This window comes from Pedobacter sp. D749 (assembly GCF_019317285.1).
GTDB lineage: Bacteria > Bacteroidota > Bacteroidia > Sphingobacteriales > Sphingobacteriaceae > Pedobacter.
The window spans coordinates 4,551,804-4,564,436 of record NZ_CP079218.1; the positions used below are offsets into that span (position 1 = coordinate 4,551,804).

At 36.1% G+C, this 12,633-nt stretch carries 13 protein-coding genes; 8 read left to right on the top strand and 5 right to left on the bottom strand.

The features are described 5' to 3' along the window. Positions 1 to 86 precede the first annotated feature (86 nt). The 7 genes from KYH19_RS18530 (at position 87) to KYH19_RS18560 (ending at position 6,298) form a co-directional block, all read left to right on the top strand. Complete coding sequence (locus KYH19_RS18530) at positions 87 to 539, top strand: hypothetical protein (protein WP_219076169.1); 453 nt, start codon at positions 87 to 89, stop codon at positions 537 to 539. A gap of 868 nt (positions 540 to 1,407) precedes the next feature. Beyond that, positions 1,408 to 2,001 (top strand): sensor histidine kinase, encoded by a 594-nt coding sequence (locus KYH19_RS18535; RefSeq protein ID WP_219076170.1) that lies wholly within the window; start codon positions 1,408 to 1,410, stop codon positions 1,999 to 2,001. Positions 2,002 to 2,003: 2 nt separating this feature from the next. Beyond that, positions 2,004 to 2,645, top strand: coding sequence for a response regulator transcription factor (locus KYH19_RS18540; RefSeq protein ID WP_193421318.1), 642 nt, complete (start codon positions 2,004 to 2,006; stop codon positions 2,643 to 2,645). A 211-nt stretch (positions 2,646 to 2,856) separates the two neighbouring features. Beyond that, on the top strand, positions 2,857 to 3,234 hold the full coding sequence (locus KYH19_RS18545) for a BlaI/MecI/CopY family transcriptional regulator (RefSeq protein ID WP_121284368.1): 378 nt from the start codon (positions 2,857 to 2,859) through the stop codon (positions 3,232 to 3,234). After that, positions 3,231 to 5,222: a M56 family metallopeptidase gene (locus KYH19_RS18550; RefSeq protein WP_219076171.1), complete on the top strand. Its 1,992-nt coding sequence runs from the start codon at positions 3,231 to 3,233 to the stop codon at positions 5,220 to 5,222. The genes KYH19_RS18545 and KYH19_RS18550 overlap by 4 nt, the downstream gene beginning before the upstream one ends. Before the next feature lie 12 nt (positions 5,223 to 5,234). Beyond that, positions 5,235 to 5,873 carry a TonB-dependent receptor plug domain-containing protein gene (locus KYH19_RS18555; protein ID WP_219076172.1) on the top strand — a complete coding sequence of 213 codons (639 nt, stop codon included), beginning with the start codon at positions 5,235 to 5,237 and terminating at the stop codon, positions 5,871 to 5,873. A 26-nt stretch (positions 5,874 to 5,899) separates the two neighbouring features. Beyond that, positions 5,900 to 6,298: an energy transducer TonB gene (locus tag KYH19_RS18560; RefSeq protein WP_219076173.1), complete on the top strand. Its 399-nt coding sequence runs from the start codon at positions 5,900 to 5,902 to the stop codon at positions 6,296 to 6,298. A 456-nt stretch (positions 6,299 to 6,754) separates the two neighbouring features. Here KYH19_RS18560 and KYH19_RS18565 read toward each other — a convergent pair whose 3' ends face one another. The 5 genes from KYH19_RS18565 to KYH19_RS18585 form a co-directional block, all read right to left on the bottom strand. Then, positions 6,755 to 7,525 (bottom strand): succinate dehydrogenase/fumarate reductase iron-sulfur subunit, encoded by a 771-nt coding sequence (locus KYH19_RS18565; protein ID WP_121284372.1) that lies wholly within the window; start codon positions 7,523 to 7,525, stop codon positions 6,755 to 6,757. 86 nt (positions 7,526 to 7,611) lie between these two features. Beyond that, entirely contained in the window at positions 7,612 to 9,591 is a 1,980-nt protein-coding gene (locus tag KYH19_RS18570; protein WP_219076174.1) for a fumarate reductase/succinate dehydrogenase flavoprotein subunit, read from the bottom strand. Positions 9,592 to 9,608: 17 nt separating this feature from the next. Next, positions 9,609 to 10,289 carry a succinate dehydrogenase cytochrome b subunit gene (locus KYH19_RS18575; RefSeq protein WP_025143313.1) on the bottom strand — a complete coding sequence of 227 codons (681 nt, stop codon included), beginning with the start codon at positions 10,287 to 10,289 and terminating at the stop codon, positions 9,609 to 9,611. A 581-nt stretch (positions 10,290 to 10,870) separates the two neighbouring features. Continuing rightward, a complete protein-coding gene (locus tag KYH19_RS18580) occupies positions 10,871 to 11,062 on the bottom strand; it encodes a cold-shock protein (RefSeq protein ID WP_010599638.1) in 192 nt (63 codons plus the stop codon). Between the two features lie 320 nt (positions 11,063 to 11,382). After that, positions 11,383 to 11,886 (bottom strand): hypothetical protein, encoded by a 504-nt coding sequence (locus KYH19_RS18585; protein ID WP_219076175.1) that lies wholly within the window; start codon positions 11,884 to 11,886, stop codon positions 11,383 to 11,385. Positions 11,887 to 12,423: 537 nt separating this feature from the next. Between KYH19_RS18585 and KYH19_RS18590 the strand changes: the two genes are divergently transcribed. Then, positions 12,424 to 12,591, top strand: coding sequence for a four-helix bundle copper-binding protein (locus KYH19_RS18590; protein WP_255562466.1), 168 nt, complete (start codon positions 12,424 to 12,426; stop codon positions 12,589 to 12,591). The last annotated feature ends 42 nt before the right edge of the window (positions 12,592 to 12,633 follow it).

Below are 12,633 nucleotides of genomic sequence, written 5' to 3' on the forward strand. Positions count from 1 at the left end.
TTACTAATTAAATAGACTTAAATCAATTATTTATCTTCAAATAAACAAAAAAGCATAATTTAGTATCTTAATTTATCAATAAAATAATGTTCGAAAAAGACGCTAAAAACAGTACGAAAAATACAATACCGGTAGGTATTGCCAGCCAAATGACGGCAGCTTTCCGCAAAAGCCAGAACGCAGAAAAAGGTACTTTTACCAAAGCAGCCTGGTTTCCCGCAGAGCAAATTATATCATTAACAAAAAAATTGACAGAATTTGATGGGGATGGTATCAGGATTTATTTTGGAAGATATACTGATGATATCATTAATCAGATCAATAAGTTGGACTATGGTGATAAAATACCTGCTAGTTATGCTGAAATGGATACATTACTTCTTGTGATAACCAAGATAATTGAAGGCAAGCCCAGAACGGATTACTTTATTGATAATGGCGATATATATGGCGGTCCGATTCCATTACCTACTGACCCTTACAACAGATCTTCCTTATGTCCAGAGGTATGCGATAACGACAGTCAATTAATGCTATAATTAAATAAATGACAGTGAAAACTGCAACGCATTTTGACATACTAAACAGCTTAAAACTTATTGCATCAACCGGCAGCTCTTTTATAGAGCTGCTGTGCCTTATACTGGCAATATATTGTTTAGCCAAAGATAAGTCAACATTTTGGCTAATAACGATATGCTATATGGCTATAGTAATGTTGACTGAAATAGCTGGAAGGTATTTTGCTATAACATATCATACGAATTTATGTGTTTACAATATTTATACAATATTTGAGATTTCTTTCATCACTTATGGATTTTTCACTTTCACAAAACAACACAGAAACATAAAACACTGGCTAACTGCAACATACATAGCAACAATATTAATCTATACAATATTTACTTTTAGGTATGGTATAAACATTTACAATGCTTTTACGATAAGTATAGCGTCTGTGATTTTTGTAATCTATGGTCTATTATATTTTTACTTGTTGCTCAAAGACGAAAATTATATTGATTTAAAGTTGCACCCTGCATTTTGGTGGGTCGGCGGAACATTAATATTTTATTTCGGAAGTACACTCGCCAATTTTTTTGATGATATTATTCAGCAAAAATTCTTAGGCAAATATAACACAAGAGTAATAATCTATACTTCACTAAATCTTTTTTTATATGGCTTTTGGGCCTATTCATTTATATGCAGAGCTCGTCAACGGAAAACATGTCCCTAATAATATTGGCATCATTTGTTTTTCTTTTGATGCCAATATTTCTACTACTTTATATCAGATCTTACAACCGGCATAAGAAGAACCATTTTCTGGAAAAGCAGCATATGCAGCAAAAATTTGAGTCCGAAATGCTTCAAACCCGCATTGAGGTACAAGATCAAACAATGCAAAGTATAGCAACAGAATTACATGATAATGTTGGCCAGTTGCTCAGTCTTACCACACTCACCTTAAACTCTATAAATTTAAATGATGGAGAAAAGGCCAAAAAGAAAATCGATAATTCACTAACACTAGTTAATAAATCTATCAAAGAATTAAGGGAGCTGGCCAAGCTGTTACATGGAGAACAATTGGTAGAAAATGGCATTGGCCATGCGATAGATCAGGAAATTAACTGGCTTAATAAAGCAGGAACATATGAACTCAAAGTTAATAACCAATTGGCAGATCTTCAGATCACATCTCCTGATAAGGATCTGATCATTCTTCGTTTATTGCAGGAAATTATCAATAATATTATAAAACATGCTCAGGCAAAACATATACAGATCGATTCTTATCTCGAGAATAGTGCTTTACATTTAAAGGTAAGTGAGGATGGTATAGGCTTTGATTCAGATATGATTAAAACCAAAAAATCGGGAATGGGGCTAAATTCAATTTATAAAAGAATTGAGATGATCAATGGAAAATTAGCACTAAATTCGGTGCCTAGCGAAGGCACGTCTATTTCAATTGAAATCCCCTACCCTTAATTATGCAGAACCAAAGTATTTCTATTGCAATTGTTGATGACCACACCCTCTTCCGCTCCGGATTGGCTAGTTTATTAGCAGAATTTGATGAAATAGAAGTTATGTTCGAAGCCATGAACGGAATCGATCTTCAAACTAAAATTAATCAGCACGCTGAAGTCCAGCTTATTTTAATGGATATTAACATGCCTGTAATGGATGGTTTTGCCGCCACCAAATGGGTTAAAGCCAACCATCCAAATGTTCATGTACTTGCACTAAGCATGCTCGAAGATGAAAAAGCAATAATTGGGATGCTCAAAGCTGGTGCCGGAGGCTATATGCTAAAAGAATCTACACCATCTGATTTATTAAGGGCAATTAAAGTAATCATAGATAAAGGATTCTATGTAAATGAGCTCGTATCAGGCAGGCTTTTGGTGGCTTTAAAAGACAATGGAATTAAACCAACATTTTCTGAAAGAGAACTTACGTTTCTGCAACATTGCAGCACTGAGCTTACCTATAAAGAAATTGCTGACCTCATGAATGTCAGTCCGCGTACCGTTGACAACTATAGGGAATCTCTTTTTGCTAAACTAAACATGAAGTCGCGCACCGGATTAGTGGTATATGGCATCAAAAACAACCTAATTAACATCTAGCGTAAACAATAATCAAATCATTGTATTACAGATAAATACACTTAAAAAATCATACAATTTATTTGTAAAGAATAATCCCTAAGTAAAGAAATTTGCACCAAATTTACTTTTCAAATAATTATTAAATAAAATTTGCATAACTAACTAATTAGTTTTAACTTTAATTAAGGCAATTCATTTGCCATCATCCTTATTATTATTATTAACTATTATGGAAATTAAAGATTTAACCAAAGCCGAAGAGCAGATTATGCAGGTTTTATGGCAGTTGGAAAAGGCATTCGTTAAAGAGGTTATTGATGAACTCCCCCTTCCTAAACCGGCTTACAATACCGTATCAACCATTATTAGAATTTTAGAAACCAAAGGTTTTATTGGTCACGAAGCCTTTGGTAAGGCTCATCAGTATTACCCTTTAATCAGTAAAGAAGAGTACAAGCGCCATGCAACAGAAAAGCTGTTAGGCAATTACTTTGAAAATTCAGTAGAGAGTATGTTTTCTTTTTTCGTTAAAGAAGAAAAACTGGATTTAAGTGATGTTGACGAAATTTTAAAAATGATTAATAAAATTAAACATAAGCCAAAATGAGTTTTGCCCACTACCTATTACAGGTGAACTTATACTTAATTGTTTTTTTCGGTTTTTACAAATTACTGTTAGATAAGGAGACCTATTTTACTTTAAACCGCATTTATTTAATATCTGCGGGTGCATTATCCCTCTGCATACCATTTATCCGTTTAGAATGGCTTACGGAACAGAAAGCGGCGCAACAGGTTTATACTTCAGTTAATTGGGAAGCTGTATTAGCACAGGCAACAACTGTAACAGAACGTAACACTGGTTTTAACTGGGGAAATGCATTCGTTTACATTTATTGCGCAGGTATTTTTTTCTTCTTAGGTAGATTGGTATTTAATTTATTAGCAGTTAAAAAACTCATTACTATAAATAAAGCTGGCTCAGCTTTCTCTTTTTTTGGCAAAAAAGTAATTGATCAGGAATTACCACAAATGGATGTGATTGATATTCATGAAGAAGCACACATCAAACAATGGCATACCCTGGATGTTTTATTTTTCGAGATTATAGGGATTATTACCTGGTTAAACCCGGTGATTTATCTTTATAAGAAAGCCATTAAAAATATCCACGAATTTTTAGCTGACGAACTTGCTGCCGAATTTCAGGGTGATAAAGCTGAATATGCGATGCTGTTATTGAGCAAGTCATTTGGTATTTCACCAAATACCTTAACAAATGGCTTCTTAGAAAAATCATTGATCAAAAAAAGAATTTTCATGCTTCATAAGGAACGATCTAAAAAGATAGCAATTATGAAGTATGGAATCTTTATTCCGCTATTTGCCCTTCTCATTGTATTTTCATCGGCTACTGTTCGTAAAAACGAGAAATTGTTATCCATTACCGATCAAATCCCTATGGATAAGCCCATTGAACTGGTTGAAAACATGGTTACAGCTCCAGAGAAGATAACTATTGCACCTAAAATTTCGGTTGATGGCAAAACAGATCCAAAGTGGACAGGATTTTATCAGTTTCTAGGCAGGCACATCAAATACCCAACTGCAGCCAATAGCGATCAGATTCAGGGAAATGCCCAGATAAGGTTTAATTTAAAAGGTGGAAGAGTTACCAATGTTACATCAAATGTAGAACTAGGCGCTGGCTGTGATGAAGAAGTGATGAAAGCAGTTTTATCTTATAAAGGATTTAAAACTGTAGCTGATGGTAAATATGCTTTAACGGTTAGCTTTAGAATTCCAGAATCTTCAAAAGCGTTCAGGAATAAATTGTTACCTAAATCTGGCGAATATGTAAATCTGAACAGGATTAATATCATGTCTTTTCTGCCTAAAACTACTGACACCGAAACCAATGTCATTAAATCTGAAAATACAGATAAAGTATATGATTTCGTTTCGATTGATAAACAGCCGGAATTTCCGGGTGGCGTAACCCAATTTTATAAATACCTGGGTGGCAGCATTAAATACCCGAAGATGGCGCTGGATAATAATGTGCAAGGTAAAGTTTTCCTTAGTTTTTTAGTTGAGAAGGATGGTTCATTAACAGATGTCCAAATTACCCGGGGTTTAGGAAGTGGTACAGACGAAGAAGCAATGAGGGTTATAAAAGAATCGCCAAAGTGGAACCCAGGCATCCAGAACGGCTTAGCAGTAAGAGTTAAATATAATATTAACGTTAATTTCAAACTCAACGACCCTGTACCTGTAAAAGACACTAAAACAAGTAGCATTACCGGTGACAAGATCAGATTAAAAGATGGCAAAACTCTTAATGCGCTAATCATTGTAGATGGCGTTAAATTATCAGATAACAGTCAGTTGAATACGATAAACCCAAACAGTATCGAATCAATAGAAGTATTAAAAGATCAAACTGCAATGAATCTATATGGGCCAAAAGCCAGGGGTGGTGTAATTTTAGTTACCAGCAAAGGCGCAAAAAGCAATGTTTTCAGGCCACTTAACTCAAAAGAGCTTTCGATAGATAAGAACATTGATTTTTTCGAACTCAAAAGAAAATTTTAACTAAAATTTAATATGAAAAACGTAATCATATTTACCATGCTGATGGCCTTTAGTTTAGCCGGTTTTGCCCAAAAGGCAGATAGTACCAGAACACCTAAAGTTACACTCAGGGGAATCTCAACATTAGATACTGAACCTTTAATTGTAATTGATGGGAACAAACAATATATAAGAGGCACATCATCACTTAGCAATGTAGACCCCAATAATATCGAAGCTGTAAATATCTTAAAAGACAGTTTAGCAACAGCAAGGTATGGCGCTGATCGTTTTGCAGGTGTAATAGAGGTTAAAACCAAAAATGGTTCTCTGAGTAATAATTATGGACTTAAAACCACTCCGATAAAAACTGGCGATTCCAAATTAAAAGGGAAAGTATCGGGATTTAACGTGCGTCCATCAATACCAAATATTGATACGCCTGGAGAAGTAAGATACTTATTGAACAGAGATTTTGACCCTAAGGCAAAGCCACTTTATATTGTTGATGGGAAAGAAGCTTCAGGAATAAACAATTTGGATCAGGAGTCTATTGAATCAATAGAAGTGCTAAAGGATTCATCTGCTATAACTTTACATGGTGATAAGGGCAAAAATGGAGTGGTGATTATTACCAGCAAAAAACCAAAAGCAAGTCCCAGGAAAAACTAAATAATCAATATTTTAACAAAAAAACAATGAGAAAGCTAATCTTTTTAGCCCTAACGGGCATCGCTATGTGCTTAAATCAAACAAAAGCACAAGACAATTCAAACAAAATTTATGATTTTACTTCCCTGGAAAAGGTACCCGATTATCCTGGAGGCATTAAGAAATTTTATGAATTCTTAGGTCGCGAGATTAAGTATCCGGAAGTAGCAAAGAAAAATAGCACACAGGGAAAAGTATTTGCTTCTTTTGTAGTAGAGAAAAATGGGGCGCTAACAGATATTCAAATTACCAAAGGCCTCACAAAAGAAACGGATGACGAGGCCTTAAGAGTATTGAACAAATCGCCAAGATGGAATCCTGGGTTGTTAAATGGAAAACCTGTTCGTGTGAAATACAATATCAATATTAACTTTAGTATGAAGTAAATCCGAAATTGGCAATTGGCTTAAACGCACAAAACCCCAGCAAAATTGCCGGGGTTTTATGTTTTCTCTCCTGTCTCGGAAGACTAAATTTAGAAAAATTTTAATGCATATACAAATATTACAGAATAAAATTTCCAAATACGCAAAAATTTAATATGCAAACATAAGATTATTGCCACTTTCGCAAACTTTTATTTCGAGCCAATCTGATTATATAAGCTTTCGATTTTCAAATCGAAAGTTTCATATGTTTTCATAACAGTTGGCGGATGTTAAATATGTATCAGTTTTAATCACCAGTTTGCGAATAAACCATTAAATATTAATTCGCATATTTCCATCTGATAAAGTAAGGAATATGATAGTACCCTAGCGGCTATGAATTGGTAAACTAAAAAGCCCCCACAATGTGGAGGCTTAAGAACCCGGCACTTAAGCCAGGTGCACAGTATATTTTTAAATGGTTTCTTCTGAAATAAATTTTGCAGATGCAAAATCACGGTTCATACGAGCAATGTTTTCTAAAGAGATTCCTTTAGGACATTCGGCCTCGCAAGCACCAGTATTCGTACAGTTACCAAAACCTTCAGCATCCATCTGTGCAACCATGCTTTGTACCCTACGGTAACGCTCTGGCTGGCCTTGCGGCAATAACGCCAACTGAGAGATCTTCGCGGAAACGAATAACATTGCTGAAGCATTTTTGCAAGTTGCCACACAAGCACCACAACCAATACAAGCTGCCGCTTCGAAAGCTGCATCTGCCTGCATTTTAGGAATTGGTAAGTTATTGGCATCTTGTGCATTACCTGTATTTACCGAAATAAAACCACCAGCAGCAATAACTCTATCAAATGCAGAACGATCTACGGTTAAGTCTTTTATTACCGGAAAAGCAGCTGCTCTCCATGGCTCAACAACGATGGTATCGCCATCTTTGAAAGAACGCATGTGCAACTGACAGGTAGTAACCAGATCTTTTGGCCCGTGTGGACGCCCGTTGATAAACATCGAGCACATTCCGCAAATTCCTTCGCGGCAATCGTGATCGAATACAACTGGTTCTTCACCTTTGTTAATTAATTGTTCGTTTAATACATCGAACATCTCTAAGAAAGACATATCCGGTGAAATATCGGCCAATTTATAATCTACCAAAGCACCTTTGGTATTGTTATTTTTTTGACGCCAAACTTTTAGCGTTAAGTTCATATTTCCTGTACTCATGATATTGAGATTTAAGTATCAAGTAATGAGAACCAAGTATCAAGATTTAATTCAAGTCTTGATACTTGATACTTACCATCTTGCTACTATTTATAACTTCTTTGTGCAACTTTAATATTTTCAAACTTCAATTCTTCTTTGTGAAGTTCGAAGTTTACACCTTCTTTAAATTCCCAGGCGGCTACGTAAGCATAGTTCTCATCATCACGTAATGCTTCACCTTCTTCTGTCTGATACTCTTCACGGAAGTGACCACCACAACTTTCGTTACGGTTCAAAGCATCAATGCACATCAACTCGCCCAGTTCGATAAAATCAGCTACACGACCTGCTTTTTCGAGTTCGGTATTTAACTCATCAGCTGTTCCAGGTACACGAACATCGCTCCAAAACTCAGCGCGTAGTGCTCTGATTTCCTGAATTGCTTCATTTAAACCTTTTTCGTTACGGGCCATACCACATTTCTCCCACATAATGTGGCCTAAACGTTTGTGGAAATGATCTACTGACTTAGTTCCTTTAATATTTATCAGTGTATTTAAAATGCCTACTGCTCTAGCTTCAGCCTCTGCAAAGGCAGGGTGATCAGTAGGAATTGCTTTTACCGAAATTTCTTTCGACAAGTAAGCTCCAATAGTGTAAGGAAGAACGAAATAACCATCAGCCAAACCCTGCATCAAAGCAGATGCCCCTAAACGGTTAGCACCGTGGTCTGAGAAGTTAGCCTCACCTGTACAATATAAACCAGGTACAGAGGTCATCAGGTTATAATCAACCCATAAACCGCCCATGGTATAGTGAACAGCAGGATAGATACGCATTGGGGTTTCGTAAGGGTTCTCACCGGTAATCTGCGCATACATATCGAACAGGTTACCATATTTTGCCTTAATTACCTCAGTACCTAAACGCATGCAGGTTTCTTTGTCAGGATTGTGGTTACCTGCTTTAGAAGCTTCGATTTTTCCGTAGCGTTCTGTATTTGCTTTAAAATCTAAATATACAGCCAATTTAGAAGCTCCTACTCCATAACCTGCATCACAACGCTCTTTAGCTGCACGGGAAGCCACATCACGAGGAACCAGGTTACCAAAAGCAGGGTAACGACGTTCTAAATAATAATCTCTTTCATCTTCAGGAATTTCTGAAGCTTTGCGGTTATCATCTTTCTTTTTAGGCACCCAGATACGTCCATCGTTACGTAACGATTCAGACATCAGGGTTAATTTAGATTGGTGATCTCCAGAAACCGGAATACAGGTTGGGTGGATCTGCGTATAACAAGGGTTTGCAAAATAAGCACCTTGTTTGTGCGCTTTCCATGCTGCTGTAACGTTACTTCCCATCGCGTTGGTAGACAGATAGAATACGTTTCCGTAACCACCTGTTCCTAATACCACTGCATGACCAAAATGACGTTCGATTTCTCCTGTAATTAAGTTACGTGCAATAATGCCGCGTGCTTTGCCATCAATTTTAACAACCTCAAGCATTTCGTGGCGGGTATACATTTCCACTTTACCCATACCAATCTGGCGTTCTAAAGCAGAATATGCACCTAATAATAACTGCTGCCCAGTTTGACCTGCAGCATAGAAAGTACGTTGTACCTGTGTACCACCGAATGAACGGTTATCTAACAAGCCACCATACTCACGTGCCAAAGGCACACCCTGTGCCACACATTGATCTATAATATTAGCACTTACCTCAGCCAAACGATGCACATTGGCTTCGCGGGCGCGGTAATCGCCACCTTTAATCGTATCATAGAAAAGGCGATAAACGCTATCACCATCATTCTGATAGTTTTTTGCTGCATTAATACCACCCTGAGCAGCGATTGAATGTGCCCTACGTGGTGAATCCTGGAAGCAGAAACATTTTACTTTGTAACCCATCTCGGCTAAAGTAGCCGCTGCCGAAGCACCTGCTAAACCCGAACCTACAATGATTACTTCAATAGTTCTTTTGTTCGATGGGTTTACCAAAGGCACAGAAGACTTATATTTTGTCCATTTGCTGGTTAATTCGCCTTCTGGAATATTTGAATTAATATCTGACATATCTTTTGTGCTAAAAATTATTGAATAAGACCGAAATAAACTGCAATCGGCATGGCTGCGAAAAGGATCGAAATAATAATCGAATACCAAACGCCAGCTCCTTTAATTATACCATTATATTTTGAGTGGTTCCATCCTAATGTTTGGAATGCAGAAGCAAAACCATGCAATAAGTGATAGCATAAAGAAAACATAGCCAAAATATATACGGCAACCCTTACCGGATCCTGAAATTTTTCTTTCATTACCGCATAAAGATCTTCATGTCCGTTGGCATCAACTGTTGGGATGCCTGTAAAACGGGAAACTACCCAAAAATCTTTCAGGTGAACCACCAAAAAGATCAGCAAAAGCGTACCTAGCAAGCCCATAGAACGGCTGTACCATTTACTGTTTGCCTTACCATCGTTTACGGCATACTTAACCGGACGTGCTTTCTGATTTTGCAATGTTAAACGTAAAGCCTGAAAAATGTGTGCAAGCAAACCAATAAATAACACAATCTCGCCAGCCCGGATAATCCAGTTGGTGGCCATAAAATGTGCGCCTACGTTAAATGTCAAACCACCGTCGCTAATAAAAATTAAAGCATTAATACCGCAGTGTACAATTAAAAAAAGTATCAGGAACAAACCTGTAATACCCATTATGAATTTCTTCCCTATTGATGAAGAAAACGCATTTCCGAAACCACTCATTTGATTAGGATTTATATCTAAATTTCTTGCAAAAGTATCTAATTATGAGTTTAATTTATAAACGATTATGACAAAACAGCGATAAAACATTTATTTAGAAACATTCTAAAGCATATCCGGAATTAATCGAAAGAATAGGAGATTATTTAAGGTTTCGCTTCTGAGTATTGGTATGTGCAACATGTCCTAACGTTTTTTAACGATTAAGGAATTAGGCCGTCACGATTTAAAGCTCAAATGCATTGTAGATTATCCATGCAGGCTAATAGCTGCGCATAAATGACTGGCAAAACACTATAAATCGCTTTAATGGTAATAATCAAACTATAGACTTCAGCTCGCTAATTAATATCCCTTCAAATGTATACTACAGAGGTTTTTCATTCGTAGCGTCACCCTGAATTTATTTCAGGGTCTGTTTAGCAAGATTGTCATGCTAATTTCAAGGGCTCAAAATTAGTCAATATAAATATTAATTGAATTGAGGTTATAAGAAAGACTTAACTTTTCAAAAAATAATGGCATAAAAAAAAGTCCCGATTTTCATCGGGACTTTTTACGATTTATGTGTTCGAGTTTTCTTAAGCTACTTTAACATTTACCGCGTTTAGGCCTTTTCTACCTTCTTCTACATCGTAGTTTACGGTATCATTCTCGCGAATGTTATCGATTAAGCCTGAAGCATGAACAAAAATTTCGGCATCGCCATTAGATGGAGTGATAAATCCGAAACCTTTAGTTTCATTAAAAAATTTTACTGTTCCTTGTTGCATTATATTGTATTTTAATTTTAATCAAAGATAGAGTTAAATACCTATAAATCAATTTTTTATTTTTTTATTGTAGAATATATACTAAATACATTGACTATTTGCCTTTTAAGCCCTATTAGCGGCCAAATTTAATCCATTAATTTTTGATGTACCACCCGGTTTTATCCATAAAACATGTTCAAAACAGGCCTTGTCCAATCGCTTTTCTGCGTAAAAAAACATAAACAACAAAATGAACTACTTTTTCCCAACTGTTAATTATTGATGAATAACATTGAAAATCCTGAACCAAAAGTTACCTTACAGCAAAAAGCTTAAATTTAACTATAAACAAGATTTTCGTGCTGCTCATAATTAACCATCAGGTTTTCTGTAATTTTTACAACTAATGTTTCGTGGGCTTTGGCAGTATAGCTTAAGATTAGCAAATCACCAACGATTTCGTGTAAAATTAAATCCGGACTTGTATAGGTAATCGAAACTATATGCGCTGCTTTATTTAACAGATCAGAATTATAAATATGTAATTCGGCACAATCGAAAAGGACCGGATGATCTTCAATATCATTTAAAACAGGTATTTTATGTTCTAAAGCTGCAATGCTGTCCATAACTGAATACTGAAGTTTTTGATTTAGCGTGTTAGCCTTGTCATTCGCTTGCTGCATCTGAAAAAAGGTATGCAGGTGTTGATCCAAGCTATATATTTTGGATCTTTTTTGAAATTCTTTGTAAGTATCATGAAATATCCGCCTTTCAAAATCCGTTCTGCACATGAAATTGAAATATTGTTTTACACTTAGGTTAATGTTAGCTAAAGCCATAATATTCGGTTTTTGTTGCTGATTCAAATGAAACTATAAAAAAATAATTTAGCGTATCGGTAAAGGTTGATTATCAATCGGTAGTAGCGAAGCTAAATCTTGATTATGAAAAACGGATGAATATTAGTTAACGTATAAGAAACGTTGCTGACCAACAAAGATTTAAGATATTTTAACAAATAACCTTTACACTATACTCAAATCAATTGTCATTTTTGAACGTAGTGAAGAATCTATATCCGATGGAACACAGACGTAACATTCAGGATATTAAATTCTTCGCCTTAACCTGTGTTCATCCGTGGGCAAAAAAGATAAACAAATAGCCCTAGATAAGGTAAATTTAAAAATGCCATTGAACTATAGTAACATTGACTGACTCCTATAAAATGGTCGTCATCTCGACTGTAGCGCAGCGAAATGGAGAGATCCATTTAGCTAGATTTCCCGAAATGATGATTCGTTGATCGAATCTCACACCAAGATCCTTCACTTCGTTCAGGATGACAAATAATCTGTGGCAAAGAATATAACGCCATGGTCTTTATAGCCCACCAGTATCTACTACTTTGCGAAGAAATCTGCAGGCTTTGTGCTGCTGAATGCAGCAAACATGATCATGAACACTGCAGACAATGTGCTGTGGCTTGCGAAGAATGTGCAGATGCTTGCCACGCTAACCACGAGCCTATAAATCAAGACTAAAAAAAATGCTTCCCAGGTTTAAACCCGGGAAGCATTTTAAAC

What these genes read in the sequence shown, in the direction of transcription:
- KYH19_RS18530 (WP_219076169.1), top strand. Translation starts at nt 87, where the DNA reads ATGTTCGAAAAAGACGCTAAAAACAGTACGAAAAATACAATACCGGTA.
- KYH19_RS18535 (WP_219076170.1), top strand. Translation starts at nt 1,408, where the DNA reads ATGCAAAGTATAGCAACAGAATTACATGATAATGTTGGCCAGTTGCTC.
- KYH19_RS18540 (WP_193421318.1), top strand. Translation starts at nt 2,004, where the DNA reads ATGCAGAACCAAAGTATTTCTATTGCAATTGTTGATGACCACACCCTC.
- KYH19_RS18545 (WP_121284368.1), top strand. Translation starts at nt 2,857, where the DNA reads ATGGAAATTAAAGATTTAACCAAAGCCGAAGAGCAGATTATGCAGGTT.
- KYH19_RS18550 (WP_219076171.1), top strand. Translation starts at nt 3,231, where the DNA reads ATGAGTTTTGCCCACTACCTATTACAGGTGAACTTATACTTAATTGTT.
- KYH19_RS18555 (WP_219076172.1), top strand. Translation starts at nt 5,235, where the DNA reads ATGAAAAACGTAATCATATTTACCATGCTGATGGCCTTTAGTTTAGCC.
- KYH19_RS18560 (WP_219076173.1), top strand. Translation starts at nt 5,900, where the DNA reads ATGAGAAAGCTAATCTTTTTAGCCCTAACGGGCATCGCTATGTGCTTA.
- KYH19_RS18565 (WP_121284372.1), bottom strand. Translation starts at nt 7,525, where the DNA reads ATGAGTACAGGAAATATGAACTTAACGCTAAAAGTTTGGCGTCAAAAA.
- KYH19_RS18570 (WP_219076174.1), bottom strand. Translation starts at nt 9,591, where the DNA reads ATGTCAGATATTAATTCAAATATTCCAGAAGGCGAATTAACCAGCAAA.
- KYH19_RS18575 (WP_025143313.1), bottom strand. Translation starts at nt 10,289, where the DNA reads ATGAGTGGTTTCGGAAATGCGTTTTCTTCATCAATAGGGAAGAAATTC.
- KYH19_RS18580 (WP_010599638.1), bottom strand. Translation starts at nt 11,062, where the DNA reads ATGCAACAAGGAACAGTAAAATTTTTTAATGAAACTAAAGGTTTCGGA.
- KYH19_RS18585 (WP_219076175.1), bottom strand. Translation starts at nt 11,886, where the DNA reads ATGGCTTTAGCTAACATTAACCTAAGTGTAAAACAATATTTCAATTTC.
- KYH19_RS18590 (WP_255562466.1), top strand. Translation starts at nt 12,424, where the DNA reads ATGGTCTTTATAGCCCACCAGTATCTACTACTTTGCGAAGAAATCTGC.